General features: G+C 54.2%; 28 protein-coding genes, 1 other RNA gene and 1 other annotated feature. Of the genes, 13 read left to right on the top strand and 16 right to left on the bottom strand.

Annotated elements, in window-relative coordinates:
• The first annotated feature begins 48 nt into the window (after positions 1–48).
• Complete coding sequence (locus PAT9B_RS04995) at positions 49–1,917, top strand: NACHT domain-containing NTPase (protein WP_013508171.1); 1,869 nt, start codon at positions 49–51, stop codon at positions 1,915–1,917.
• A gap of 78 nt (positions 1,918–1,995) precedes the next feature.
• Here PAT9B_RS04995 and htpG read toward each other — a convergent pair whose 3' ends face one another.
• The 6 genes from htpG to PAT9B_RS04965 all read right to left on the bottom strand — a co-directional run bounded on the left by htpG (position 1,996) and on the right by PAT9B_RS04965 (position 8,203).
• Positions 1,996–3,870: a molecular chaperone HtpG gene (htpG, locus tag PAT9B_RS04990; RefSeq protein ID WP_013508170.1), complete on the bottom strand. Its 1,875-nt coding sequence runs from the start codon at positions 3,868–3,870 to the stop codon at positions 1,996–1,998.
• Between the two features lie 98 nt (positions 3,871–3,968).
• Positions 3,969–4,574, bottom strand: a complete 606-nt coding sequence (gene recR / locus PAT9B_RS04985) for a recombination mediator RecR (protein ID WP_013508169.1) — start codon at positions 4,572–4,574, stop codon at positions 3,969–3,971.
• Positions 4,574–4,903 (bottom strand): YbaB/EbfC family nucleoid-associated protein, encoded by a 330-nt coding sequence (locus PAT9B_RS04980; protein WP_021182290.1) that lies wholly within the window; start codon positions 4,901–4,903, stop codon positions 4,574–4,576. The genes recR and PAT9B_RS04980 overlap by 1 nt, the downstream gene beginning before the upstream one ends.
• A gap of 53 nt (positions 4,904–4,956) precedes the next feature.
• Complete coding sequence (dnaX, locus tag PAT9B_RS04975) at positions 4,957–6,909, bottom strand: DNA polymerase III subunit gamma/tau (protein ID WP_013508167.1); 1,953 nt, start codon at positions 6,907–6,909, stop codon at positions 4,957–4,959.
• Positions 5,554–5,615 (bottom strand) — a sequence feature (DnaX frameshifting element). (Overlaps the previous gene by 62 nt.)
• A 208-nt stretch (positions 6,910–7,117) precedes the next feature.
• Positions 7,118–7,669 carry an adenine phosphoribosyltransferase gene (gene apt / locus PAT9B_RS04970; protein ID WP_013508166.1) on the bottom strand — a complete coding sequence of 184 codons (552 nt, stop codon included), beginning with the start codon at positions 7,667–7,669 and terminating at the stop codon, positions 7,118–7,120.
• 156 nt (positions 7,670–7,825) lie between these two features.
• The gene (locus PAT9B_RS04965; protein ID WP_013508165.1) at positions 7,826–8,203 is read right to left on the bottom strand and encodes a DUF454 family protein; all 378 of its coding nucleotides are present in this window, start codon (positions 8,201–8,203) and stop codon (positions 7,826–7,828) included.
• Between the two features lie 57 nt (positions 8,204–8,260).
• Here PAT9B_RS04965 and priC point away from each other — a divergent pair, with 57 nt between their 5' ends.
• Genes priC through rsmS form a run of 3 tightly spaced genes read left to right on the top strand, consistent with a single transcriptional unit; the run spans position 8,261 to position 9,245 of the window.
• Positions 8,261–8,773, top strand: coding sequence for a primosomal replication protein PriC (priC, locus tag PAT9B_RS04960; RefSeq protein WP_013508164.1), 513 nt, complete (start codon positions 8,261–8,263; stop codon positions 8,771–8,773).
• A gap of 50 nt (positions 8,774–8,823) precedes the next feature.
• On the top strand, positions 8,824–9,069 hold the full coding sequence (locus tag PAT9B_RS04955; protein WP_013508163.1) for a GlsB/YeaQ/YmgE family stress response membrane protein: 246 nt from the start codon (positions 8,824–8,826) through the stop codon (positions 9,067–9,069).
• A gap of 8 nt (positions 9,070–9,077) precedes the next feature.
• Positions 9,078–9,245, top strand: a complete 168-nt coding sequence (gene rsmS / locus PAT9B_RS29590) for a pleiotropic regulatory protein RsmS (RefSeq protein WP_013508162.1) — start codon at positions 9,078–9,080, stop codon at positions 9,243–9,245.
• Here rsmS and acrR read toward each other — a convergent pair.
• Positions 9,229–9,867 (bottom strand): multidrug efflux transporter transcriptional repressor AcrR, encoded by a 639-nt coding sequence (acrR, locus tag PAT9B_RS04950; protein ID WP_013508161.1) that lies wholly within the window; start codon positions 9,865–9,867, stop codon positions 9,229–9,231. The two genes, rsmS and acrR, sit on opposite strands and share 17 nt — an antisense overlap.
• Before the next feature lie 142 nt (positions 9,868–10,009).
• Here acrR and PAT9B_RS04945 point away from each other — a divergent pair, with 142 nt between their 5' ends.
• The 4 genes from PAT9B_RS04945 to ykgO all read left to right on the top strand — a co-directional run bounded on the left by PAT9B_RS04945 (position 10,010) and on the right by ykgO (position 14,942).
• Positions 10,010–11,212, top strand: a complete 1,203-nt coding sequence (locus tag PAT9B_RS04945) for an efflux RND transporter periplasmic adaptor subunit (RefSeq protein ID WP_013508160.1) — start codon at positions 10,010–10,012, stop codon at positions 11,210–11,212.
• A gap of 17 nt (positions 11,213–11,229) precedes the next feature.
• On the top strand, positions 11,230–14,379 hold the full coding sequence (locus tag PAT9B_RS04940; RefSeq protein ID WP_013508159.1) for a multidrug efflux RND transporter permease subunit AcrB: 3,150 nt from the start codon (positions 11,230–11,232) through the stop codon (positions 14,377–14,379).
• A 147-nt stretch (positions 14,380–14,526) separates the two neighbouring features.
• Entirely contained in the window at positions 14,527–14,787 is a 261-nt protein-coding gene (locus PAT9B_RS04935; protein WP_013508158.1) for a type B 50S ribosomal protein L31, read from the top strand.
• 11 nt (positions 14,788–14,798) lie between these two features.
• Positions 14,799–14,942, top strand: a complete 144-nt coding sequence (gene ykgO, locus PAT9B_RS04930) for a type B 50S ribosomal protein L36 (RefSeq protein ID WP_013508157.1) — start codon at positions 14,799–14,801, stop codon at positions 14,940–14,942.
• A 44-nt stretch (positions 14,943–14,986) separates the two neighbouring features.
• Here the strand turns inward: ykgO and PAT9B_RS04925 are convergent, their stop codons facing one another.
• Genes PAT9B_RS04925 through PAT9B_RS04915 form a run of 3 tightly spaced genes read right to left on the bottom strand, consistent with a single transcriptional unit; the run spans position 14,987 to position 17,380 of the window.
• Entirely contained in the window at positions 14,987–15,865 is an 879-nt protein-coding gene (locus PAT9B_RS04925) for a metal ABC transporter substrate-binding protein (protein ID WP_013508156.1), read from the bottom strand.
• 22 nt (positions 15,866–15,887) lie between these two features.
• The gene (locus tag PAT9B_RS04920; protein WP_013508155.1) at positions 15,888–16,727 is read right to left on the bottom strand and encodes a metal ABC transporter permease; all 840 of its coding nucleotides are present in this window, start codon (positions 16,725–16,727) and stop codon (positions 15,888–15,890) included.
• Positions 16,724–17,380: a metal ABC transporter ATP-binding protein gene (locus tag PAT9B_RS04915; RefSeq protein ID WP_013508154.1), complete on the bottom strand. Its 657-nt coding sequence runs from the start codon at positions 17,378–17,380 to the stop codon at positions 16,724–16,726. The genes PAT9B_RS04920 and PAT9B_RS04915 overlap by 4 nt, the downstream gene beginning before the upstream one ends.
• A gap of 318 nt (positions 17,381–17,698) precedes the next feature.
• On the opposite strand from PAT9B_RS04915, the gene PAT9B_RS04910 reads away from it, so the two are divergent.
• From PAT9B_RS04910 to PAT9B_RS04900, 3 genes are all read left to right on the top strand, one after another.
• A complete protein-coding gene (locus PAT9B_RS04910) occupies positions 17,699–18,052 on the top strand; it encodes a hypothetical protein (protein ID WP_041525900.1) in 354 nt (117 codons plus the stop codon).
• A gap of 146 nt (positions 18,053–18,198) precedes the next feature.
• Positions 18,199–18,576, top strand: coding sequence for an Hha toxicity modulator TomB (gene tomB / locus PAT9B_RS04905; RefSeq protein WP_013508152.1), 378 nt, complete (start codon positions 18,199–18,201; stop codon positions 18,574–18,576).
• Between the two features lie 24 nt (positions 18,577–18,600).
• Positions 18,601–18,819: an HHA domain-containing protein gene (locus PAT9B_RS04900; RefSeq protein WP_013508151.1), complete on the top strand. Its 219-nt coding sequence runs from the start codon at positions 18,601–18,603 to the stop codon at positions 18,817–18,819.
• A 133-nt stretch (positions 18,820–18,952) separates the two neighbouring features.
• On the opposite strand, the gene ffs is transcribed toward PAT9B_RS04900, so the two are convergent.
• An RNA gene (gene ffs, locus PAT9B_RS29585) (signal recognition particle sRNA small type) lies at positions 18,953–19,049 on the bottom strand.
• Positions 19,050–19,218: 169 nt separating this feature from the next.
• On the opposite strand from ffs, the gene PAT9B_RS04895 reads away from it, so the two are divergent.
• Positions 19,219–19,533, top strand: a complete 315-nt coding sequence (locus tag PAT9B_RS04895; RefSeq protein WP_013508150.1) for an MGMT family protein — start codon at positions 19,219–19,221, stop codon at positions 19,531–19,533.
• Positions 19,534–19,587: 54 nt separating this feature from the next.
• Here the strand turns inward: PAT9B_RS04895 and PAT9B_RS04890 are convergent, their stop codons facing one another.
• Positions 19,588–20,145 (bottom strand): YbaY family lipoprotein, encoded by a 558-nt coding sequence (locus PAT9B_RS04890; RefSeq protein WP_013508149.1) that lies wholly within the window; start codon positions 20,143–20,145, stop codon positions 19,588–19,590.
• 205 nt (positions 20,146–20,350) lie between these two features.
• On the opposite strand from PAT9B_RS04890, the gene tesB reads away from it, so the two are divergent.
• Positions 20,351–21,214, top strand: a complete 864-nt coding sequence (gene tesB / locus PAT9B_RS04885; protein ID WP_013508148.1) for an acyl-CoA thioesterase II — start codon at positions 20,351–20,353, stop codon at positions 21,212–21,214.
• A 72-nt stretch (positions 21,215–21,286) separates the two neighbouring features.
• Here the strand turns inward: tesB and amtB are convergent, their stop codons facing one another.
• The 4 genes from amtB to PAT9B_RS04865 all read right to left on the bottom strand — a co-directional run bounded on the left by amtB (position 21,287) and on the right by PAT9B_RS04865 (position 26,742).
• The gene (gene amtB, locus PAT9B_RS04880; protein ID WP_013508147.1) at positions 21,287–22,576 is read right to left on the bottom strand and encodes an ammonium transporter AmtB; all 1,290 of its coding nucleotides are present in this window, start codon (positions 22,574–22,576) and stop codon (positions 21,287–21,289) included.
• Between the two features lie 31 nt (positions 22,577–22,607).
• The gene (gene glnK / locus PAT9B_RS04875; RefSeq protein ID WP_007886947.1) at positions 22,608–22,946 is read right to left on the bottom strand and encodes a P-II family nitrogen regulator; all 339 of its coding nucleotides are present in this window, start codon (positions 22,944–22,946) and stop codon (positions 22,608–22,610) included.
• A gap of 258 nt (positions 22,947–23,204) precedes the next feature.
• Entirely contained in the window at positions 23,205–24,980 is a 1,776-nt protein-coding gene (locus tag PAT9B_RS04870) for a SmdB family multidrug efflux ABC transporter permease/ATP-binding protein (RefSeq protein WP_013508146.1), read from the bottom strand.
• Positions 24,973–26,742: a SmdA family multidrug ABC transporter permease/ATP-binding protein gene (locus PAT9B_RS04865; protein ID WP_013508145.1), complete on the bottom strand. Its 1,770-nt coding sequence runs from the start codon at positions 26,740–26,742 to the stop codon at positions 24,973–24,975. Before PAT9B_RS04865 ends, PAT9B_RS04870 begins: the two co-directional genes overlap by 8 nt.
• Between the last annotated feature and the right edge of the window lie 2 nt (positions 26,743–26,744).

Here is a 26,744-nt window from a genome sequence, read left to right as displayed (position 1 = left end):
AGATACTTATTACATAAACGTAAAACGTGAATGGTATGAGGATACGTTATGGATGCACTCATTGCCCAGCTACTGAATAGTGGTGTTGGTGAAGCGACAAAAGTCATGGTTGAAAAGTTGCTGAAGGTTGACTGGATCCCAACCCGAAAAGCAGGCAAGAAACTTCTCAGCCAAATGCAATCACCCCACATTCAGCAAGCCTATCTGGAAAAGCATGCCTATGCTGCTCTGCGTATGCGCACTCTGCATAATCCCGATTATGACGTTTTGCTTGAAGATATTTATTATCCGCTCACCATTGAAAACAGGCCGGAAAAGACCGAACTGATTGTCAGTGATGGCGCACAGATAATCTCCCAGAACATCGTCAATATTATTGGGATTGCCGGACAAGGCAAAAGTACCATTCTGCGTAAACTGTTTCTTGAAGAGATCAGAAAGCATCACCGATTGCCTTTCTTTCTGGAATTACGCCGCATTGAGGACGGTAACGTCCTGGAATATATTCACGCTCAATTAAACATATTAGGATTCGATCTTAACCAAGATGCGTTAGAGCAACTCTTGTCGTCAGGAAAAATCATCGTTTTACTGGACGGCTTTGATGAAATTAAAGATAACCTGCGCTCTGCTTTTATCCGATCTATTTTTGAAATTAATAATAAATATCGCTGCCCTGTCATTGTCACCAGTCGCCCCGATACCGAGATATGCAGTGAAGCTGGCATCACCAATGTTTTTGTCAAATCCCTTACTGATAAGGACAGATACGGCATACTTAAAAAACTCGCCACGCCCGATGATTTCAACGAATTATCCCAGCTTCTCAGAACAAATTCTGGGCTAGCGAATACGCTGGTGAGTCCTATCCTGCTGACCCTGTTACATGCCTGTTATCATTACTGGGATGAACTACCACGAACCGCCGTGGATTTTTATCGCCTGTTGTTTACTACCTTGTATCACAAGCATGACCGTCTCAAGGCCTGGTCCAGACAACGCCGCTGTAAATTACAAACAGACGAAATTCAATGGTGTTTTTCAGCAATGTGTTTGTTTGCCATGGAAGATGAAGTCTATGAGTTCAACGAGGAAAACCTCCACGCTTACGCTGCCCGTGCGCTGGATACTGCCGCTCTTGATGAGCAAGAGTGCGATAGCTTTTTGCATGACATCATTAGCATCACCTGCCTGATACAACCCGATGGTTTTAATCGCTATGTCTTTTTGCACAAATCATTGCAAGAATACCATGCTGCTTATGCTGTCACAAAATTGCCTGAAGATTATAAAGATAAATATTATGACTATTTTTCCGATAAACTGGACACGGGCATTGAGTATGACAACGTCCTCTTTTTCTTATTTCATATTGATGAAGAATGGTTTCGCCGAAAAATCATGACAGAGCGGTTCGAGAAGACAGGTTTTATTTCACTAGCAAACAAGAACGACGAAGAACTCGCTGAATACATATTGCAGTCGCTTAAGTACGACGATGCGCTCTATGAAATCACAAAATTCGCCAATGGATTTAGCAACGAGATTGTTGCCAGTACTATGCCAGACATACAGACATCACTTCACACGCTTACCGTTATGTCCGGAAAACCCAGAGATGTCGGACTACATACCGACACTGTCATCAATAACATACTGGAAGAAAGCATCCATCCCGATAATCTCTATAAATACAGAACAACACTGCATGAGAAAACACCTGCTGACGATCCCAATAAGGATCAGTACAACATTGCTCTGTCTGAGCTGTTCTATCAATCAGAATATTGGGATGAATTAGTCTTTTCCATCAGCAGTGAAATCTATCGATATTATCATGGTGTGTATTTACCAACGAAAGCAAGACTTCGCGAAAAGAAACAAGCGTTATCACGCGGTATGAAGATCAAACTTTAAGTTTTGGCAAGCGGGGGAGCGCTAAACTTGCGGTGATCTGAGCAATAAAGGGCGACCTGCTGGTCGCCCTTGTGCTCTTTAGGCAGTTAACAACTGATTCATACGACGAATAAACTGGTTGGGATCGTCCAGCGTGCCACGCTCCGCCAGTAACGCCTGGTCGAGCAGCAGCTCAATCCACTCACCAAAACGGCTTTCATCCTGGGTATCCGCCACACGTTTTACCAACGTATGATCCGGGTTCAGCTCAAAGATGTACTTCACGTCCGGCACGTCCTGACCCGCTGCGGCGAACAGTTTCGCCATCTGGGTGCTCATTTCGTTGGCGTCGGTGGTGACAATCGCTGGCGTATCGGTAAGACGATGGGTCAAACGCACCTCTTTGACGCGCTCGCCCAGCAGGGTTTTCACGCGATCAACGAACGGCTCCAGCGCTTTTTCCGCTTCTTTCTGTTCTTCCGTCTCTTCATCGGCCAGTTTGCTCAGCGAATCATCCGCCTTGCTCACTGACTGGAAGGTTTTACCGTCGAACTCGGTAAGGTAGCTCATCATCCATTCGTCGATACGATCGGACAGCAGCAGTACCTCGATGCCTTTCTTACGGAACAGTTCCAGATGCGGGCTGCTCTTGGCCGCGGCATAGCTGTCAGCGGTGATGTAGTAAATCTTGTCCTGACCTTCCACCATGCGGCTCAGATAGTCGTCCAGCGAGATGGTCTGCTCGGCACCTTCGCTTTGTGTGGTGGCAAAACGCAGCAGCTTCGCAATCTGCTGCTGATTAGCATGATCTTCCGCCGGGCCTTCTTTCAGTACCAGACCAAACTCTTTCCAGAACTGCTGATATTTTTCCGTGTCATCTTTCGCCAGTTTTTCCAGCATTTGCAGGCTACGCTTGGTCAACGCACCACGCAGACTCTGGGTTACACGGCTGTCTTGCAGGATTTCACGCGAGACGTTGAGCGGCAGGTCGTTTGAATCAATCAGACCACGCACGAAACGCAGGTAGTTCGGCATAAACTGCTCGGCGTCGTCCATGATAAATACGCGCTGGACATACAATTTCAGGCCGTGTTTGTGGTCGCGGTTCCACATGTCAAACGGGGCGCGTGCCGGGATGTACAACAGGCTGGTGTACTCCTGCTTACCTTCCACGCGGTTGTGGCTCCAGATCGCCGGGTCACTAAAGTCATGGGCGATATGTTTGTAGAATTCGTTGTACTCTTCGTCGCTGATCTCAGCTTTGTTGCGTGTCCACAGCGCCTGGGCTTTGTTGATTTTTTCCCAGCTGGTGGTGTCGCTCTCTTCATCTTTGCTTTCGATTTCAACCGGCAGCGCGATGTGATCGGAGTACTTACCGATGATGCTACGTACACGCCAGGCATCAAGGAACTCGTCCTCGCCTTCACGCATATGCAGGGTGATCTCCGTACCGCGATCGGCTTTCTCAATCTCCGCCAGGGTATATTCGCCTTCGCCCGCTGATTCCCAGAACACGCCTTCTTCAGCGCTGGCACCGGCGGCACGGGTACGCACGGTCACTTTGTCAGCCACGATAAAGGCCGAGTAGAAACCGACGCCGAACTGACCAATTAGCTGGCTGTCTTTAGCCTGGTCAGAACCCATCGATTCCAGAAACGCTTTGGTGCCTGATTTAGCGATAGTACCGAGGTTCTCAATTACCTCATCACGACGCATGCCGATGCCGTTATCACTCAGCGTCAGAGTACGATTTTCCTTGTTGACCGAGATCCGCACACGCAGGTCGCCGTCGCCTTCGTACAGATCCGCTGCCGACAGCGCACGGAAGCGCAGTTTGTCAGCCGCATCGGAGGCGTTGGAGATCAGTTCACGCAGGAAAATCTCTTTATTTGAATAGAGGGAATGGATCATCAGGTGCAGAAGTTGTTTTACCTCTGACTGGAAGCCACGCGTCTCTTGTCCTTTCATGGTCATTGCTACCTCAACTGAATCGGGTTGATCGAACGTTGAGGAAGAGATGGGGATGGTGCGGAGAATTTCAAGCCGGTATCACGATTGATACCGGCAAGTGATTAAAATTTAATCTTGTGACGTCCGGCCAGCGAGTGCGACAGCGTCGTGCCATCGACCATCTCCAGCTCACCGCCCACCGGCACGCCGTGGGCAATGCGGCTGGCGTCCACGCCGTACTGACTGCACAGCTCGGCGATATAGTTGGCCGTGGCTTCACCTTCCACCGTGGGATTGGTGGCGAGGATCACTTCCTGCAAGGTTTCCTGTTCCAGACGCTGTTCCAGACGATCCAGCCCGATATCCTGCGGGCCGATGCCATCGAGTGGCGACAGGTGACCCATCAGCACAAAGTAGCGACCCGCGAACTGGCCAGTCTGCTCAATAGCGTGAATATCCGCCGGGCTTTCCACCACGCAAATCTGGCCGTTTTGCTGACGACGCGGGTTGGCGCAGATGGTGCAGATGTCCTGCTCGGTGAAGGTACGGCAATCAGCGCAATGGCCGATTTCCGACATGGCGCGGGTTAACGCCTGCGCCAGACGCATGCCACCGCTGCGATCGCGCTGCAACAGATGAAATGCCATTCGCTGCGCCGACTTCGGGCCAACACCCGGCAGACAACGCAGCGACTCCATCAAAGATTCAAGCAGTGGACTGGTTTGCATCAGAACGGCATCTTGAAGCCTGGCGGCAGCTGCATACCGGCAGACACGGAAGCCATTTTCTCTTTCTGGGTTTCATCGATACGGCGTGCGGCATCATTGAACGCCGCAGCGATCAGATCTTCCAGCATGTCTTTATCATCTTCCAGCAGGCTCGGGTCCACTTCCACGCGACGGCAGTTATGCGCACCGTTGATGGTCACTTTGACCAGGCCAGCCCCTGATTCGCCCGTGACTTCCAGCGCAGCGATCTCTTCCTGAACTTTGGCCATTTTGTCCTGCATCTGCTGGGCCTGTTTCATCAGGTTGCCCAATCCGCCTTTTCCAAACATAGTCTTCTCTCTCTGCTGGGGCTGCGTCGCGCGCTCATCGCACGGCAGCATGTTCATACGGGTCGAATACTCTCTTCATCCAGATCCGCGTCGAAGAAACGGCGCAAGGTCTGAATGTGGGTATCGCTAATGATCGACTGACGCGCTTGCGACAGTTTCTCTTCATAAATGGCCTGACGCCATTCCAGTGGCGTCAATACCGCGGAATTATCGTCTTCAATAATGGTCAGTTCAACCGTCTGACCTGCCGCATGGCTGAGTGCCTCGGCTAAAGCCTGGCGCGCGGCACCTGAATTCAGATGGCGCTGACTGCTACGCAGATGCAGGCACACCTGATTATCACCCTGCTCTTTCCACGCATTCAGCGCCAGTTGCTGCACCAGTTTCGGCAAACTCAGTGCGGCGATCTCCGCCGCCCAGGCATCGCGCTGTTGCGCTTCTTCCGCCAGACGTTGCGCCAGCTCAGGCGTTTTCTCATGCTCAAGCGCGGAACGCAAGGCTTTTGGCGTCGCGACAGGCTCGGCGACCACCTCCGTCGGCGTTTGTGCTTTCCAGCGATAGGCTTCCGGTTTTGCCGCCGCTTTTACCGCCGGTTCCGTTGTGCGTTGCTGCACTCGCTCAGTGACATTCGCCAGGCGTTCCAGTGCCGTATTAGCCGGCCGCGCGGAACGCGCTGCCGGCTCACTCTTTTTTGCTTTACTGGCTCCCTGACGCAGCAACTGCGTGCGGGCCTGTAACAACTGGCTGGTGGCATCCGACAGATTTTCCGGCGCAGGGGCCATATCAGGATAATCGGCAGGAATCGGCGGCACTTCAGTCTGCGGCGGTGCCATTTGTGGTTGTGCGGCGATAACCGGGGCTGGAGCCGGTGTCGCCTGCGGCGTCAACACCGGGCGTGCAACCGGATCGGCAATCAATGCTTGCGGGTGAAACGCCAGCGCTCGCAGCAACGTCATCTCCACACCCAGACGGCGATCCGGTGCCAGCGGCAGATCTTTGCGCCCCATCAGCAGCGTCTGGTAATAAAGTTGTACGTCCGCTGGCGGCAAGACACGCGCCAGGTCACGCAGACGTTGTGCCTGGCTGACTTCATCCTCGCTGAGGGAAGCTGGCAGCAATTGCACCATGGCGATACGGTGCAGCAGACGCAGCATTTCCACCAACAACGCTTCCCACTCGACACCGCGCGACGCCGCCTGGCTCAACAGCGCCATCACCTGCTCACCGTTACCGTCGCTCAATGCTTCAATCAACGCCAGCGGCTGTTCATCATCCAGCGTACCGAGCATCTGCGCCACGCTCTCGCGTGTGACGCTACCCTGCCCCATCGCAATCGCCTGATCGGTCAGGCTGAGCGCATCACGCATACTGCCTTCGGCAGCGCGCGCCAGCAGTTGCAGCGCACGCGGTTCGGCGGCGATCTGCTCCTGCTGAAGGATATGCTCCAGTTGCTGGCGAATCTGTTCCACATCCAGCGCTTTGAGATGGAACTGCAAACAACGCGATAAAATGGTGACCGGCAGCTTTTGCGGATCGGTGGTGGCCAGCAGGAATTTAACGTGCGACGGCGGCTCTTCCAGCGTTTTTAACAACGCGTTAAAGCTATGACGTGACAGCATGTGCACTTCATCAATCAGATAGACTTTGAAGCGACCACGCGCGGGCGCATATTGCACGTTATCGAGTAAATCTCGGGTATCTTCGACCTTGGTGCGTGATGCCGCATCGATCTCAATCAGATCGACAAAACGGCCCTGCTCGATTTCGCGGCAGTTGTCACACACGCCACAGGGCGTCGAAGTGATACCGGTTTCGCAGTTGAGGCCCTTTGCCAGCAGACGCGCAATCGAGGTTTTCCCTACGCCACGAGTGCCGGAAAAGAGATAAGCATGATGGATTCGTCCCAGTGACAATCCGTTGGCCAGCGCAGTCAGCACATGTTCCTGACCGACTACGTCAGCGAAAGCCTGGGGACGCCATTTTCGCGCAAGTACCTGATAGCTCATGTGGATTCGATCACTGGATTGGGTTGAGTTGGCACAGCGGCACGACTAAGGAGCCGAGGCCCACTGTCAGTTAAAAGGGGAAAAACGCTGCTTTGCAAACCCTGTTTATTTTGGCAGTAGTTTAACAGCCACAACCGGATATGCCTATACCTGCGGGGATATCACTTTACGGAGGTCGCGCCCCACGGCAACGTGGAGCGCATGAGCCTTAGTGGCCGGGGAAGTTGACCAGGCTGAAGCAGTCGAGGCCCATCGCTTTCAGACGCGCTTCACCGCTCAAATCGAACAGATTAATAATGAAGGCGGCATCTTTCACTTCACCGCCCGCACGGCGGATCAGTTTGACGGTCGCTTCGATGGTGCCACCGGTCGCCAGCAGATCATCCACCACCAGCACCACGTCACCCGGCTGGATAGCATCCTGATGCAGTTCCAGCGTATCGGTGCCGTACTCCAGTTCATAGCTTTCGCTAAAGGTCGCGCGCGGCAGTTTGCCCGGCTTACGTACCGGCACAAAACCCACGCCCAAACCCAGCGCGACCGGCGCGCCAAACAGGAAACCACGCGCTTCCGTTCCTACCACTTTGGTGATGCCTTTGTCACGATAACGCTCGACCAGGATGGCAATCGACGCCGCATACGCCTGCGGGTCCTCCATCAGACTGGTGACGTCACGGAACAGAATGCCCGGCTTAGGATAGTCAGGAATGCTTTTGATGCTGTTTTTGATGAGTTCAAGCTGCTGAGCAGTTGCGGTCATAGTGTTACGCCTGGTGAAATCTCTATTTCGCGCAGCTCCCATAGCGCCAACACCCGGAAGACCGGGTTAAGCGAAGTCAGTTCACAGAGGGAAGCCACGCACGAAGAGGCCCAAATCTAAGCAAATGGCCGCCTAAATGCAACCCTGTCGCCCGGTTTAGCGTTCGTCTGTACTTTCTGCCACCACCGGAATCCGCCACATAAACAGCAACAACACGCACAACATGATGCCAAGCATGATGCGCACCCACAGCAGGTGCACCAACCAGATAGATACCGCAAACGTAAGGATAATCAGCAGCATGGCTCGCCCTTTTGCCCCTGGTGGCATCGCACGATGACGCTGCCAGTGGCGCAGATAACGACCAAAAGGTGAGCGCCATACTAACCAGTGATGAAATCGCGGTGAAGAACGGGCAAAACACCAGGCAGCCAGCAACACGAATGGCGTGGTAGGGAGTAAAGGTAATACAATCCCCAGCGTACCCAGCACGATCGCCAGCCAGCCAAGGCTCAGTAATAAGATGCGTTGCATAACTGATGCCTGATAAAGTCGATACCGCGCTACGTTAACACAGTCGGGAAAAGAGTGATGCCCTTGCCACGCCCACAACAACGTCTGCAACTCACGCTGCAACTGCTGCGCCAGCAAATTGCGCAGCAACCGGATGGCAGCTGCCGTCAGCCGCGTTTCGATGCGCAATTATTCCATTGCAAAGGGACGCGACTGGCCGACTATTTGCAGGAGCTGGAACACAATGTCGCCCAGCTCACCGCCGCTGACCAGGATGTCACGCGTCGCCAGTGGCTGGCGGATAAAGTCGTCGATCAGATCGCGGCCTTACAGCGCGAGTGTCAAAGCCAGCAACTGCGCGTGGCACGCGAACGACCGCGTACCGACGGTAAACAGCAGAAACGTGAAGAATATCGTGGCTATGAGATACGCTTACTGGGGATGATTGCCGAACGTGAGCAGCATCTGCAACGAGCCGAAACCCTGAGCATCCAACAGCAATTGATTCGTGAACTGGAGCAACTGCACCTGCGTCTGGGACGCTGCCGTCAGGCTATTCACAAGCTGGAGCTGCAATTTACCGCACGGTAAGCGCAGCGATCTTTCCTCTATACTCTTCTCTCCGAGATGAGGAGTTGCATATGGCTTTTATCGCCTGGATTTTGACCGGCATAGCCGCCGGCTGGATAAAACGGGTGATCTTTCCCGGACGGCCAGGGGGATTTATCGTGACGCTGGTGCTGGCGGTAATTGGTGCGCTGATTGGCGGCTACATCGCCAGCTATTTCAACGCCGGCGATATGGTAACCCTCAGCTTTGCGACCTTTGGCATGGCACTGGCGGGTGCCGTGGTGATGCTGCTGGTGGTCATGAAATTACGTATTTAGGAGAAGCGATGTCACTGGAAACCGCACCAGACGAAATCAAACTGGCAGTGGATTTGATTCAACTGCTGGAAGAGAACCGGGTTCCCACCGCCACAGTGCTGGCCGCGCTGGCCATTGTTCGCCGTGATTATGAACAGAAACAAGCCGCGGAAAAATCCGCTACAAATTCTTTGTGAGGGTTGGGCTGAACCGCAGCATATCCAACAGCGCTTCGACCAGGCTCGGTGCCTCTGCCGCCAGATCGAAACTCTCCGGGGTAAAAAGCCAGCTTTCCATCATGCCATTCACATAGGCGCGCATAATCAATGCGGCCTGACGGGTGTTCAGGTTGCCAGGCAACTGACCCGCATCAATGCACGCGCGCAGTACCTCTTCTATTCTGTCGTAACATTCCAACAATAAGCTTTGCTGCATGTTCTGCAAGGTTGCCATTTCACCCACAAATTCGCATTTATGGAAAATGATCTCCATTAGTGCGCGTCTTTTGGGATCCTTTGCAGTAGCGTCAAGGATATAGATCAACATCGAACGCATAACAGAAAGTGGATCGCCGGGGTATTTTGTTTGATACTCAAGTTCCACATCATCAAGCCCAGCGTCACACTGCAACCAGATTTCATGTAACAGATCGGCTTTATTCTTAAAATGCCAGTAGATGGCTCCCCGCGTGACGCCGGCAGCCGCAGCGATATCCGCCAGTGATGTGGCGGCAACACCGTGTTCTGAGAAGTGAGCTAACGCGGCATCAAGAATTTGATTACGCGTTTCAAGTGCTTGTGCTTTGGTTTTTCGTGCCATAGCGGACTTTTTTTACAAACTGGCAAGTTTACATACATTTGTGAATGTATGTACCATAGCACGACCCGTGTTTTAACGCAGCAATGGGTTTAACGGTTTGTGATCCATTGATCATTTGATATCGGACACTAGAGGTTTATTTATGAATAAAAACAGAGGATTAGCCCCTCTGGCGGCCGTCCTGATGCTTTCAGGCAGCTTTGTATTGACAGGATGTGATGATAATAAATCCCAGCAAGCCGCCCAGCAGCAGCCCCCCGAAGTGGGTGTTGTGACGTTAAAAAACGAGCCACTGAAAATCACTACTGAGTTACCAGGCCGCACCTCGGCTTTCCGCGTGGCAGAAGTTCGTCCTCAGGTTTCAGGGATCATTCTGAAGCGTAATTTTGTTGAAGGCAGCGACGTGAAAGCAGGGGTTTCCCTGTATCAGATCGATCCGGCGACGTACCAGGCCGCCTACGACAGCGCGAAAGGCGATCTCGCTCAGGCACAAGCCAATGCGCGTATCGCCGATTTGACGGTGAAACGTTATAAGCCACTGCTGGGCACCAAGTACATCAGTCAGCAGGATTATGACACCGCCGTCGCCACCGCTGCGCAGAATGCTGCCGCCGTGCAGGCTGCTCAGGCCAATGTGGAAACCGCACGCATCAACCTCGCTTACACCAAAGTGACGTCACCGATTAGCGGTCGCATTGGTAAATCTTCGGTGACCGAAGGGGCGTTGGTTGCCAGTGCGCAAACCACCGCACTCGCTACCGTACAGCAGCTCGATCCGATGTACGTTGACGTGACCCAGTCCAGCGATGATTTCCTGCGTTTGCGCGCCGAGCTGGAAGCCGGTCAGCTGAAACAGACCGACGGTAAAGCCAATGTGGTGCTGTTGATGCAAAACGGCAGCACTTACGCGCAGCCCGGCACCCTGGAGTTCTCTGATGTGACCGTCGACGAGACGACCGGCTCGATTACCCTGCGTGCGATCTTCCCGAACCCGGATGGACGCCTGTTACCGGGTATGTTTGTCCGTGCGCGTCTGGATGAAGGCACCAACCCGAGTGCCCTGCTGGTACCGCAGCAAGCCGTAACCCGTACCCCAACCGGTCAGGCCACAGCCATGGTGGTCGGTGCCGATAACAAAGTTGAAGTACGTAACCTGACAGCCAACCAGGCAATTGGTGATAAATGGCTGGTGACCGAAGGATTGAAAGCAGGCGATCGCGTGATCACCGTCGGTCTGCAACGTGCCAAACCGGGTGCGCAGGTTACACCACAAGAAGTAACAGACGACACGAAAGCCGCTGCCGCAGCTCCGTCTCAGACGCAGTCTGAAAAATCGTCTTCATAAACAGGAGCCGTTAATACATGGCTAAGTTTTTTATCGATCGCCCCATTTTTGCGTGGGTAATCGCCATCATTATTATGTTGGCGGGTGCGCTGTCGATCATCAGTTTGCCTATCGAGCAATATCCAAATGTTGCGCCGCCGGCAGTTGAGATCCAGGCCTCCTACCCGGGTGCTGATGCGAAAACGCTGCAAGACTCGGTGACCCAGGTCATCGAACAAAATATGAATGGTATCGATGGACTGATGTATATGTCCTCGAGCAGTGACTCGTCCGGTACGCTGACGCTGACGCTGACTTTCCAGTCCGGTACCGATGCGGATATCGCTCAGGTTCAGGTGCAGAACAAACTGCAACTGGCGATGCCGTTGCTGCCACAGGAAGTACAGTCGCAGGGGATTCAGGTTAAAAAATCCTCCAGCAGCTTCCTGATGGTGGCCGGTTTTGTCAGTGATGACCCGAACATGACGCAGAACGATATCTCGGACTACGTCGCGTCGAACATCAAAGACCCGATCAGTCGTACCCCAGGGGTGGGTGATACGCAGGTGTTTGGTGCGCAGTACGCTATGCGTATCTGGCTTGATCCGCACAAGCTCAATAACTTCCAGCTCACGCCGGTGGATGTGATCAGCGCACTGGGTACGCAGAACACCCAGGTCGCAGCCGGTCAGTTGGGCGGTACGCCGCCAGTGCCGGGCCAGCAGTTGAACGCTTCGATCATCGCGCAGACCCGTCTGACCTCGACCGAAGAGTTCGGCAATATTCTGCTGAAGGTCAACACCGATGGTTCGCAGGTGCGCCTGCGTGATGTGGCGAAGATTGAACTGGGTGGCGAAAGCTACGACATCATTGCCCGTTACAACGGTAAACCGGCTTCCGGTATCGGTATCAAGCTGGCGACCGGTGCAAACGCACTGGACACGGCGGATGCGGTAAAAACCGAACTGGCGAAGCTGCAACCGTTCTTCCCGTCGGGCCTGAAAGTGGTTTATCCGTATGACACCACGCCGTTCGTAAAAATCTCCATCTTCGAAGTGGTGAAAACCCTGTTCGAAGCGATCGTGCTGGTGTTCCTGGTGATGTATCTGTTCCTGCAGAACTTCCGCGCCACGCTGATCCCGACCATTGCAGTACCGGTGGTCCTGCTCGGGACCTTTGCGATCATTGCCGCTTGTGGCTACTCGATAAACACGCTCACCATGTTCGGGATGGTGCTCGCCATCGGCCTGTTGGTGGATGACGCCATCGTGGTGGTCGAAAACGTTGAGCGTGTGATGGCCGAGGAAGGCCTGCCACCGAAGGAAGCAACCAAACGCTCGATGGAGCAGATCCAGGGCGCGTTGGTCGGTATTGCGCTGGTGCTCTCGGCGGTATTTATTCCGATGGCCTTCTTTGGCGGTTCTACCGGGGTCATCTATCGTCAGTTCTCGATCACCATCGTGTCAGCGATGGCCCTGTCAGTGCTGGTGGCGTTGATTCTGACGCCTGCGCTGTGTGCCACCATGCTGAAACCGGTAGAGAAAGGCAGCCACGGCAAAACCACCGGGTTCTTCGGTTGGTTTAACCGCCTGTTTGATAAGAGCACCCATCACTACGTGGACAGCGTCGGCCATATCGTGCGCAGCACGGGGCGTTATCTGGTGCTTTATCTGATCATCGTGGTGGGCATGGCGTATCTGTTCCTGCGTCTCCCGACCTCGTTCCTGCCGGAAGAGGATCAGGGGCTGTTGCTGGCTCAGGCGCAGTTGCCTGCCGGTGCAACCCAGGAACGTACCCAGAAAGTGCTCGACCAGGTGACGGATTACTTCCTGACCAAAGAGAAAGACAGCGTGAACTCGGTGTTTACCGTTAACGGCTTTGGCTTTGCCGGTCGTGGACAGAACACCGGTATCGCCTTCGTCAGCCTCAAGCCGTGGGACGAGCGTAGCAGTGCCGACATGAAAGTGCCCGCCATTGCCGGTCGTGCGATGCGTGCGCTGGGAGCCATCAAAGATGCGATGGTTATTCCGTTCAACCTGCCTGCGATTATCGAACTGGGTAACGCCACCGGTTTCGACTTCCAGCTGATTGACCAGGGCAACCTGGGGCATGAAAAGCTGACCGAAGCACGTAACCAGTTGTTTGGTATGGTGGCACAGCACCCGGATACCCTGGTGGGTGTGCGTCCTAACGGGATGGAAGATACCCCGCAGTACAAACTGATTATCGATCAGGAAAAAGCCTCAGCGTTGGGTGTCTCGTTGTCGGACATCAATACCACGCTGGGCGCTGCATGGGGCGGTTCCTACGTTAACGACTTTATCGACCGTGGTCGCGTGAAGAAGGTGTACGTCATGGGTCAGCCGGATTCACGTATGCTGCCTGATGACGTCAGCAAATGGTATGTGCGTAACAGCGCCGGTGAGATGGTGCCCTTCTCGGCCTTCTCCAGCGCGAAGTGGCAGTACGGTTCGCCACGTCTGGAACGTTATAACGGCCTGCCGTCGATGGAAATTCTCGGCCAGGCAGCTCCGGGCAAAAGTTCCGGTGATGCCATGAACCTGATGGAACAGCTGGCGGCGAAACTGCCAGCCGGTATCGGTTACGACTGGACGGGGATGTCCTACCAGGAACGTCTGTCCGGTAACCAGGCTCCGGCGCTGTACGCCATCTCGCTGATTGTGGTGTTCCTGTGTCTGGCAGCACTGTATGAGAGCTGGTCGATTCCGTTCTCGGTCATGCTGGTGGTTCCGCTCGGCGTGGTGGGTGCGTTGCTGTTCACTACCCTGCGCGGTTTGAGTAACGACGTCTACTTCGTGGTGGGTCTGCTCACCACCATCGGCCTGTCGGCGAAGAACGCCATCTTGATCGTCGAATTCGCCAAGGATTTGATGGAGAAAGAAGGCAAAGGGTTGGTGGAATCAACGCTTGAGGCATCCCGTATGCGTCTGCGCCCGATTCTGATGACCTCACTGGCCTTTATCCTCGGCGTACTGCCGCTGGCGATCAGTACCGGTGCCGGTTCTGGCGCACAGAACGCCGTAGGTACTGGCGTGATGGGCGGCATGGTCACCGCCACCGCACTGGCCATCTTCTTCGTACCGGTGTTCTTCGTGGTGGTGCGCCGCCGTTTCAGCAAGAACAAAGCTGAACTGGAACAAGGCCATCCGGTCAACCACAGCCACTAAGATGTTCCCTTCCTGAAAAGGCCGCTGATGCGGCCTTTTTTTTTCCTTCACGATAAATAGCGCCGCTGCATCCCGCCAGTGGTTGCATTGTGGTACGCTCAGGTTCATACTATTGTTATATTATAACATTACATGAGGCGCATAATTATGAAACCTGATATCCATCCTTTCTACCGTCCGGTGGTGTTCCACGACACCACGGCGAATGAATATTTCAAAGTCGGTTCCACCATTAAAACGGAACGTACCATCGAATTTGAAGGCGAAGTGCTGCCGTATGTCACGCTCGACGTCTCGTCAAAATCGCATGTGTACTACACCGGCAAACAGAAAGATTTTGCCAAAGAAGGCAGCGCGGCACGCTTCAACCAGCGTTTTGGGCGTTTCCTCGGCCGTAGCAAGGCATAACGGAGCACCAGATGCAGGTATTGAGTTCATTGCGTTCAGCGAAAACCCGTCACAAAGATTGCAAAGTCGTGCGTCGTAAAGGTCGTATCTATGTGATCTGTAAAACCAATCCGCGCTTTAAAGCGGTACAGGGAAGAAAGAAGAAAAAACGTTAGGATGTGTCGTGATAATTGGCCGGGTTGATACCCGGCCTTTTTTATTACTGCATACTTTTCAGCATGTCATTCACGTTGTGTTTGAATGCAGCTTCATAGCTGGCGGCCGGACCATTGGCTTCCGACAACGCTTCCGGATACAGCTCGCCACCCGGTTTGGCACCGGTTGCGCTGGCAATCTGCTTCACCAGACGCGGGTCGGTCTGATTCTCCATAAAGTAGGTATTGATGTGCTCCGCCTTGAGCTGTTTGATGATTGAGGCGACATCGCTGGCGCTGGCTTCCGCTTCAGTTGAGAAGCCAACCGGGGCGAGGAATTCCACGCCATAACGCTGACCAAAATAACCAAACGCATCATGGCTGGTCAGAACTTTACGTTTACTCTGCGGTACGGCAGCAAAAGACGTTTTTGCCCAGCTGTCGAGTTTCTGTAATTGCTGAATGTAGTTTTCGCCCTGCTGGCGAATGGCGGCGGCGTCTTCCGGATCGGCTTTGATCAACGCATTCATCACGTTGGTGGCATAAATCACGCCATTCGCCATGCTGTTCCACGCGTGAGGATCGGTAATGGTTTTGCCATCGTCCACCATTTTACGGGTATTGATGCCCGTTGATGCTACCACCAGCGTGCCTTTGTAACCCGACGCGCTCACCAGTCGATCCATCCAGCCTTCCAGCCCGAGGCCGCTAACGAACACCACGTCAGCCTGCGCCAGCGCCTGGCTATCTTGCGGTGTAGGTTCGAAGGTGTGAGGATCGCCGTTTGGCCCCACCAGTGATTTAACCTTAACGTGATCACCACCAACCTGTTTCACGATATCCGCCAGCACGGTAAAACTGGCGACCGCATCCACGGTTTTTGCCAGCGCCAGCGGGCTGATCAACATGGCACCCAACGCCAGGCTAATCGGTAACTTCTTCATACATATCCCCTTATTGGTTTCGTTATCGGCGGCGCAGTAAACCGCCACATGGTCCTGTCAAAACAGAAAGTAAAAAAAGCCCGGCAGCACTCAACACCACTGCCGGACCGGCAGGCAGTGAGTAGTGCCACGACAACATCAGCCCAATCAGAGCCGCGACCACCGCCAGCAACATGGCAACGCCGAGCATGCAGGCGAGATGGCGACTCCAGAAACGGGCGCTGGCGGCGGGCAACATCATTAACCCCACAGACATCAACGTACCCAGCACCTGAAAACCCGCCACCAGGTTGAGCACCACCAGAGTGAGAAAAATGCCGTGCACCAGCGGCGCACTCCATTTGCCCTGCGCACGCAGGAAATCGGGATCGAAGGCGTCAATCACCAGCGGACGGTAGATAATCGCCAGCATCAGCAACGTGAAGGCAGCAATGCCGCCGACCAACATAATCGCCGCGTTATCCACCGCCAGCAGCGAGCCAAACAGCACGTGCAGCAAATCAACGCTGGAGCCGCGCAGTGACACCAGGGTGACGCCAAGCGCGAGTGAACCGAGATAAAAACCGGCGAAGCTGGCATCTTCTTTCAGCGGGGTATAACGGCTGACGGCCCCGGAGAGCAACGCCACCGCCAGACCCGCAATCAGCCCACCGATCCCCATCGCCACCAGCGACAAACCTGAGATGAGATAGCCAATCGCCGCGCCAGGTAGCACCGCATGAGAAAGCGCATCGCCAATCAGGCTCATACGCCGCAGCGAGAGGAAAACGCCCAGCGGGGTAGCACTCAGCGCCAGCGCGACACAGGCCACCAGAGCACGGCGCATAAAACCGAATTCGATGAAAGGTTGCAGTAAGGTCACGATGCCACCCTCCGTAACAAGGGAGCATGCGCGGAGGTGGGTTCATCCAGTGACAGGACATCCTGAAAATAGCGCTCAACTAAAGGACGGTCGTGCAATACCACCAACAAGGTGGTACCCGCCTGTTGCTGTTGTTGCAGGATTGACATCAATAGCGTCACGGTTTGGCTGTCGATGCCATTAAAGGGTTCATCCAGCAGCCACAATCTACTGCGTTGCAGCATCAGGCGGGCGAACAACACGCGCTGCAATTGCCCCCCCGACAAGGTGGCGGGTTGCGCATCGGCAAAATCACGCATTTGTACCGCATCCAGCGCCGCATCGATCTCTTTGCGCAACGCACGATTAATCGCGCCAAACCAGCCACAGCGCGGCCAGCACCCCATCGCCACCAACTCATAAGCGGTGATGGGAAAACGCGTCTCCAACTCGGTACGTTGTGGCAACCAACCCAGTTCCTTACGGGAAACCTCGAGATCGCAACGACCAGCAATCGGCGTCAGTAAACCGGCGATGGTTTTCAGCAGCGTGGATTTTCCGCTGCCATTCGCGCCAATCAGCGCTGTCATGCTGCCGGACGGCAGTTCGCCATTAATGGTTGGCGTAACCCGTTGTCCCTGATACCCGGCCTGCAGGTGATGAAAACGCATCATTTCTGCATGCCCCAGGTGATCGCCAACACCAGCAAAGCCACCAGCAACAACGCGACCAGCAAGCGCCCGCCCAGTGACAACAGTAATCCACTGTGATTCATAAAAACACAACCAAAATGTTATAACATAACAATACACTATCAGACTCTTTGGTTGTCTGGTCAGAGGAAAGTGTTTCAAAAGTTAAACAGCGGCGATCCCTTCCGCTTCCGCGCAATGCAATCCATCACAACAATAGCTATTTATGCTTAAGGTAAGCTTGCAATGTTTGCCAGAAACCCCAATGATATAAACAACAACCTTTTTAGCGGATTAACGATGCAGGCCATTATTCATTGCGATATAGCTGTCGATGAGGATGACTGTTCAAAGTTGCAGGCAATAATACAAGGGAATATTCTCAAAATAGCCTCAGCGTTGGCGGGTGATTTACAATGGTATTCACAAAATGCGCGTTTAGTTCCCGAGAGTTTTCACATTATTTCCATCAAGAGTATCGCTAATAATCGATTTAAAATGCTTTACGATTTCCAGTGGAATTTATTTAGTCCCTGTCAGGATTTAAATGAAACCTTTACACGCCAGGAAGATGTTCTGTTTCATATCCAGCCGGGTGCGCTGGTGTTTGAGGTGATAGACAATTCACGCCCTTCTCCTGCCGACGAATTGTAATATTTGGTAATGGAGGTGAGCAAAACTAATGAATGTGGATTATATTTAAGGAGTCGCTGAATTCATTTTATTCGTGATCGCTTCCTGGCCGCTTTTCCAAATCTCGCCGCGCTGCGGTAACTGTGCTAGCTATGGAGGGGAAAAAGATGGACGAATACTCACCGAAACGGCATGATATTGCCCAGCTTAAATTTCTGTGTGAGAACCTGTTTGACGAAAGTATGGCAACCTTAACTGACAGTCATCATGGCTGGGTTAATGATCCTACCTCGGAAAGCAATTTACAGCTCAACGATTTGATTGAGCATATCGCGTCTTTCACGATGAATTACAAAATTAAGCATGTTGAAGATACAGCACTGATTACGCAAATCGATGAATATCTTGACGATACCTTTATGCTGTTTAGCAGCTACGGAATCAATACTCAGGATCTTCAACGTTGGCAACGTTCAGCACGACGCTTATTTAACCTGTTTGCCGAAGAGTGCGCTTTTCTACAGCAACCCAGCCATTCCTTTTAGCATCAGAGTGAGAACCCTTTATTTATGAGCAATCAAGCCTTAACCAAAACCGATTATTTGATGCGACTGCGCCGCTGTCGCTCAATCGATACCCTTGAGCGGGTGATTGAGAAAAACAAGTATGAATTGTCCGATGACGAGTTAGCGGTATTCTACTCTGCTGCCGATCACCGCCTTGCAGAGCTGACGATGAATAAGCTCTACGATAAAGTGCCCGGTTCTGTCTGGAAGTTCGTCCGCTAAGTTTTTCCCTTCTCTTGCCTGGCCTGTTGCAGCAACCGATTTGCAGGGATTGACCTGTCACTGGCAAAGGAGTGCCAGCAGCATGCTATTGATTGAATCAGAGGGATTTTTTACGGGGCAGAAATGGTGGAGGCCCTGCCAGCTACATCCCGGCACACGCGTCGCCTGCTGCGGCTGCTTCCTTCCGGACCTGACCGAGTTCACAAGTTAGCATTGCGGGAGAACCAACAGGGCCTCCATTGACAAGCCCTCGTTACGAGAGCGCTGGCATTATCAGGTAAGCCCCCGTCAATTGCAAGCAAACCCCGGATGACCGTTGTTTTCTTGAACAAACGGACGGTTATCCGTTGCCAGCTTCATGGTAAAGTCTGCGCTTTGCGGTTATTCAGGACGACCTCAATGAGTGAACACGATAGCTTTCCGCAGCGCGTCTGGCAGATTGTTGCCGCCATTCCCCCCGGTAAAGTGATGACCTATGGTGATGTCGCCCGTCTGGCTGGTTCACCCCGTGCGGCACGTCAGGTCGGCGGGGTACTGAAACGTTTACCTCCCGGCAGCCAGTTACCCTGGCATCGTGTCCTGAACCGCCATGGTCGAATTTCGCTACAGGGCGACGATTTGTTTCGTCAGCGCGATGCGCTGGAAGCCGAAGGGATTGAAGTCAGCGATGCCGGAGAAATAGAGCTGGCACGCTATCGCTGGGACCAGGATTGATCCCAGCAACAAATTCGTAGCGCCGCAATCCATCGCGCCGCTACGTGATGCATTTTACATACTGGTTGCAGCAGGCACTGAAGACGACGGTGTCACCTGCGTCGGCGAGGTTGACGGCACGGTGGTTGCCGCACCTGGCTGCGTTGGCATCGCCACATTGGTGGTCGGCACCAGTAACAACTCGACCTTGGTTCCACCCTGATTGATCACCGGTTTCACCGTATCCGTGATAAACGCCAGTCGACCATCAATCGCAATCGCTGCACTCAACAGAATCCGCGCGTTTGGCTGGATGTCTGCCGGATTAAAAGGCAGCACAAACTGGAACGGAGCCTGTTTACCCTCGGTACGCACCACATGCTGCGCCAGCACACGGGATGGCGCGTCGGATTTTGACGCATCCGACAACGTGACCGTCAGTACCGCATCCGGCGGTAAGGCAATACGCTGGCGAATATAAATGGAACCACTCACATTCGGCTGCGCAATGGCCGCCTGCTGCCCGGCAACAGCTGAACCCAGGGTGGGCGTTGCCACCGGTTTGCTGTGGTCTGCGCACCCTGCTACCGCCACAGCCAGCGTCATACCGCTAATGATTTGCCAGAGTTTCATCGATGTCGTCTCCTTATGAACACTATGATTGTCGGCGGCAAAAATAATGTGCAGCTATTCAACCGCCGAATGCCATTAATTCTGGCACAAAAATCCGCAATGCGCTTAAGACGCGTCTTAGATTGCTGAAACCACGGCAAAAAGATTGACGGCAACTGGTCGGATCTTTCACACTTGCCCGACCGGTATCACTGAGGAATCCGTTATGAGCCAGGCACTGCACAACCTGCTTAATTTGTTGAATCTGGAAAAACTGGAAGAGGGACTTTTTCGCGGTCAGAGCGAAGACCTCGGCCTGCGTCAGGTGTTTGGTGGTCAGGTGGTTGGCCAGGCGCTTTATGCAGCGAAACAGACAGTGCCGGAAGCACGTATCATCCACTCATTCCATAGCTACTTTCTGCGTCCCGGCGATAGTCACAAAGCCATTATCTATGATGTCGAAACGCTGCGTGATGGCAAAAGCTTTAGCGCACGCCGCGTCAGTGCCGTGCAAAATGGGCAGCCGATCTTCTACATGACGGCGTCATTCCAGGCACCGGAAAGCGGGTTTGAGCACCAGAACAGCATGCCGCAAGTGCCTGCCCCGGATAATCTGCCATCGGAACAGGATCTGGCACATAAACTGGCAGCGCATCTGCCCATTAAGCTGCGGGAAAAATTCCTCTCCGAGCGCCCGCTCGATATTCGTCCGGTACAAATTCACAATCCACTGAAAGGTCGGGTTGATGAGCCGGTGCGTCAGGTATGGGTGCGCGCCAACGGTCAGCTACCGCAGGATCGCCGGATTCACCAATATCTGCTCGGCTATGCGTCAGACCTCAACTTCCTGCCCGTGGCGCTCCAGCCGCACGGCAAAGGCTTCCTGGAGCCTGACATGCAGGTCGCAACTATCGACCATTCCATGTGGTTCCACCGTCCGTTCGACTTGTCAGAATGGCTGCTGTACAGCGTCGTTAGCACCTCAGCATCAGGTGCACGCGGTTTTGTGCGCGGGGAGTTTTTTACCCAGGATGGGACACTGGTCGCTACCACGGTGCAGGAAGGGGTGATGCGCCAGCGCAGCGAATAAAAAAAGGGGCGATTTCTCGCCCCTTCTGCCTCTTATTATTTTAGCGCACTGCTCTCTTTTTCAGCCCGGCTCTTACTGGTTGTAAGCATTCTCGCCGTGGCTGTTCACATCCAGACCTTCACGTTCCTGATCTTCTGGAACACGCAGGCCAACAATCATATCGGCCAGTTTGAAGCCAATGAAGGCAACCACACCAGACCAGACGATGGTGACACCGACGCTGAACAGCTGGATCCACACCTGATGGCCCATGGTCACGCCTTCAGCATAACCTACGCCACCCAGTGAAGAGGACGCGAACACACCGGTCAGGATACAACCCACGATGCCGCACACGCCGTGCACACCGAACACATCACACGGGTCATCAACACGCAGCCATTTCTTCAGGGTGGTCACACCCCACAGGCCAGCCAAACCACCGACCAGACCGATAATCAGCGCACCACCGACACCGACATAACCACACGCCGGGGTGATAGCAACCAGACCAGCGATGAAGCCTGAAGAGGCACCCAGCAGAGAAGGCTTGCCACGCAGCGCCCACTCACCGAAGGTCCAGGACAGTACCGCACCCGCGGTGGCAATCACGGTGTTCAGGAACGCCAGGGCAGCGATTTCGTTAGCAGCAGAAGCAGAACCGGCGTTGAAGCCGAACCAGCCCACGTACAGGATGGCTGTACCGGTGAACACCATCGGCAGGTTGTGCGGTTTGAAGGCTTCTTTACCAAAGCCAGCACGTTTGCCCACCAGGTAAGCACCCACCAGACCTGCAACCGCGGCGTTGATGTGTACAACCGTACCGCCAGCGAAGTCCAGCGCGCCGTCAGATGCCAGCAGACCGCCAGCCCAGACCATGTGCGCAATCGGCAGGTAAGCCAGTGTCAGCCATACTGCAACGAAAATCAGCACCGCAGAGAAACGGATACGTTCAGCAATTGAACCGACAATCAGGCCCACGGTGATACAAGCAAACGAAGCCTGGAACGCCACGTGGATGTATTGATAGAAAGTTCCCATCAGCGCTTTCAGCTCGATGTTTTTCAGCATCGCCCACTGGAAGCTACCGAAGAAGGCATTGCCTTCGCTGAAGGCCAGCGAATAACCGTAGATCATCCACAGTACGCAGACCAGGGAGAAGGTGACCGCCACCTGAGTCAGCATGGACAGCACGTTTTTACCGCGGATCAGACCGCCGTAAAACAGGGCAATACCCGGAATTGACATGAACAGCACCAGTGCGGTGCAGATCATCATAAACGCGTTATCGGCTTTATCCGCAACGGCAGGAGCTGCCGCCATGGCCAGAGACGGTAACAGCGCCAGGCTGGTCAGGCCTAACTTCGTCATCATTTTATTCATTTCTTTCCATCCCATCACAATCAAGGCCCAGTTACAGTGCTGCTTCGTCGGTCTCGCCAGTACGAATACGGATAACGCGTTGCAGTTCCGCAACGAAAATTTTGCCGTCGCCAATTTTGCCGGTGTAAGCAGCTTTGCTGATCACATCCACAACTTCGTCGAGCTGATCATCAGCAATGGCGATATCAATTTTTACTTTTGGCAGGAAGTTCACGCTGTACTCGGCACCGCGATAAAGCTCTGCGTGACCTTTCTGGCGACCGAAACCCTTCACTTCGGTAACTGTCAGTCCCTGAATGCCAATAGAGGATAAGGCTTCACGCACGTCCTCCAGCTTAAATGGTTTGATTACCACGGTAACCAGCTTCATACGATCCCCTCCAGGTATTTAATGAGTGAGTCTTACCGGACACGCAGGGATATAAGCAAAGGGTGTGCCATAAATAAAAAAACCGCAGAGTCAGCAGATTAGCCGCGCCGCAGCACGCTTCGTTCTGTGATGAACAACACAAATACCAGCAGGAGAGGAAGAAAGGAGTGGATTGTTTGCACTTCTTTGGTGCTTCAAGCCTCAAAGAAGTGCATTTCTACAGAATAATCCGATAAAGGTGCGCAAAAAAGGTGCAAGTCACCCTTCAGCCGTTAAGGGAATGCCCGCCGCGAGTTCATCGCCAGCCTGTTGCAACTGGTACATTTGCCAGTAACGTCCCTGCTGCGCCAGCAATTCACTGTGCGTACCGCGCTCGGCAACCTGCCCGCGGTGCAGCACCAAAATCTGCTCCGCTTCGGTAATGGTGGAGAGGCGATGCGCAATCACCACCAGCGTGCTGTGCTGGCGTAAGGCGCGCAGCGCGTGTTGAATCGCCTGTTCCGTACCGGAGTCGATATTGGCCGTGGCTTCATCGAGGATCAGAATCTGCGGTAATGATACCAACACCCGTGCCAACGCCAGCAGCTGCTTCTGACCGACCGACAGATTGTTGCCCTGCTCGCCCAGCCGGGTGTGAATACCGTCCGGCATCGCGCGGACCAGAGACGCAAGCTGCACCGTTTCCAGCGCCTGCCACACCGCCTGCTCGGGGATGTCGCGTCCGAGGCGGACGTTGGCGAGTAAGGTATCCGCCAGCACCACCGGGTCCTGCTGCACCATCGCCACCCCCTGACGTAACGCCTGATGCGTCAACTGTGGCAGCGGACGCCCATCCAGCTCGATACTGCCGCGCGTCACCGGGTAGTAGCCCATCAGCAGGTTTGCCAGCGTACTCTTGCCACTGCCGGTATGACCGACCAACGCAATAAATCCACGTGGCGGCACGTCCAGATTGATCTGGCTTAACACGTCACGATCGGCACGATAGGCAAAACTGACGTCACGCAGGGAAATACGCCCGGAGGCCAGTGGCCGATTGTCGCTGCCGTAATCCTGCTGGGTCGCATCCATTAACTCAAAAATACGCTCACCCGATACTACCGCCTGTTGCAGCATCGATTGCTGGGTGGTGAGTTCAATCAACGGCTCATTCAGACGCCCGAGGTAAGTGATAAAGGCATACAGCACCCCCACCTCAAAGACGCCGGGAGTGGCGAAACTGAACAGCATCAGCAGGCCGCACAAAATCAGTGCAGAGAACAAACTCAGTAGCGGGCGCAGCAGGAAGCCATCCAGGCGCAGCGTCTCCATTCGAGCCAGATAGTGTGAACGGCTGGCCTCCGCCATGCGCTCACCAAAGCGCGCCTGCTGGCGAAACTGCTGGATAACGCTCATGCCGTTAATCACTTCATTGAAGCCGTTATTGATATCGGCCAGGTAGCTCCGCACCCGGCGCGCTATCGGTGTGCTGTAGCGCTGATAAATCAACATCACCGTTAGCACCAGCGGGAAAATCACGATTGCCACCAGCGCCATGCGCCAGTCGAGCGCAAACATCGCCACCAGCATCGCCCCAACCAGCGCGGCACTGCGCAACACCGTTGCCACCACCGTGACGTACAGATCGCGGATCACCTCGGTATCGTTGGTCACGCGTGAGATGATCTGCCCGACCGGTTGGGTATCGAAAGCACTCAATGGTTGCCGCAACGCCGCATTCATCACATCAGAACGTAATTTTTGTACCACGCCGATCGCCGCGCGATTAAACAGCAACGCCTGAAAATAGTGCAGGCCCGCCGCCAGTAGTTGCAGCAGAATGAAGCTGACCACCAACCCGACGACAATGCCCCACGGCATCTGGTGCTTCGCCACCAGATGATCAATAAAATAACTGATCAATACCGGCCCGGTGACTTCGGCTGCCGCCGCCAGCCATAGCATGCCCACCGCCAGCCACAACGATTTACGCCAGGGTTTGCCGTAAGCCAGTAAACGTTTCAACGTCGGCCACAGGCGCACAGATTTAGCCACGACTCGCTCCTTCGGTGATCTCATCCTCGTCCAGCGCCGCTTCCAACTGCTGATAACGGTACATATCGCGATACCAGCCACTTTGCGCGACCAGTTCATCGTGGTCACCACGCTGCATCACCTGACCTTGCTGCAACACCAGAATCTCGCTGGCTTCGGTCAACGCCGACAGACGATGCGCACTGATAATCAGGGTGCGACCCTGACCCCATTGCCGCAGGTTGTGCAGAATATCGTGCTCGGTACGTCCATCTACCGCTGATAAGGCGTCATCCAGAATCAGGATCTCGGCATTCAGCAACAACGCGCGCGCGATAGCAATACGTTGCTTTTGTCCGCCTGATAACATCACGCCCCGCTCTCCCACCTCGGTTTCATAACCTTGCGGTAAGCGCAGGATATCCTCATGAACGCAGGCCATCTTTGCCACCCGCTCAATCTCCTGCTGGCTGGCATTTGGTCGACCCAATGCGAGGTTATTCGCCACCGTGTCGGAAAACAGGAATGGCGTCTGACTCACCACCGCCAGGCGGCTGCGCCAGCTATCGATGCGCAGGTGCGACAGCGGTGTGTTGTGATAGCGAATGTCGCCCTGCTCCAGGTCAAAATGGCGCTGAAGCAAACTCAACAGCGTACTTTTGCCACAGCCGGTAGGGCCGCATAATCCCAGCATCTGGCCTGGTTTGAGCTGGAAATTGACATGGCTGAGCGCCACACCGGCACTCGCCGGATAGCGAAACTCGCGGATTGCCACCTGTAAATTCCCCGCCTCCGGCGGCAGAATTTTTTGCCCATCTTCCACCGCCGGGGCTTCCGCCAACAGGGCACGGATGCGGCTCCAGGCGGCACTGCCACGCTCGACGATATTGAACATCCACGCCAGCGCCAGCATCGGCCAAATCATCAATCCGAGGTACATCACAAAGCTGGTGAGCTGCCCTAACGTCAGGCTGCCGTGCCACACCATCCAGCTGCCGCCGCCGATCGCCAGCAGGTTAGAAAAACCAATCGCGATATAGATCGTGGGATCAAAACGCGCATCCACGCGCGCTACGCGCAGGTTCTTCTCGCCAGTGTCACGTGCGATGGCCGCAAACTGCTGTGACTGATGATCTTCCAGACCAAAGGCTTTGATCATGCGGATACTGGTCAGGCTCTCCTGCGTTTGATCATTGAGGCTGGAGAACGCCGCCTGTGCCAGTTTGAAACGGTCATGCAGTTGATTGCCGTAGCGATGGATAATCAGCGCCATAATCGGCATCGGCACCAGCGCCAGTAACGTCAGCTGCCAGCTAATTTGTATGCTCATTACCACCAGCACCACACAGCCCATCACCAGCGAATCCACCAGCGTCAGCACCCCTTCCCCGGCAGCAAACACTACGCGGTCAACATCATTGGTCGCACGGGCGATCAGATCACCGGTGCGATGGCGCAGATAAAACGCCGGATGTTGGCGACTCAGTTGGCGGTAAAAGTCTTCACGCAATTTCACCGCCAGTTGGTAAGAGGCACCAAACAACAGCACGCGCCAGACATAGCGCAGCAGATACACCACCACGGCGGTGACCAGCATCACGCCGATCCACATCATCAGTCGCCCGGTGCTCAAGGTATGTTGGGTAACGCCATCAACAATCACCCCCACCAGATGCGGTGGCAGCAATTGCAGAAGCGCAATGATGATGAGCAGAGTGACCGCGCCCAGATATCGCCGCCACTCGCGCAGAAAATACCAACTTAACTGGCTGAATAATCGCACAA

Source organism: Pantoea sp. At-9b (assembly GCF_000175935.2).
Classification (GTDB): Bacteria; Pseudomonadota; Gammaproteobacteria; order Enterobacterales; family Enterobacteriaceae; genus Pantoea.
This window is presented reverse-complemented; position numbering and strand designations above follow the sequence as displayed.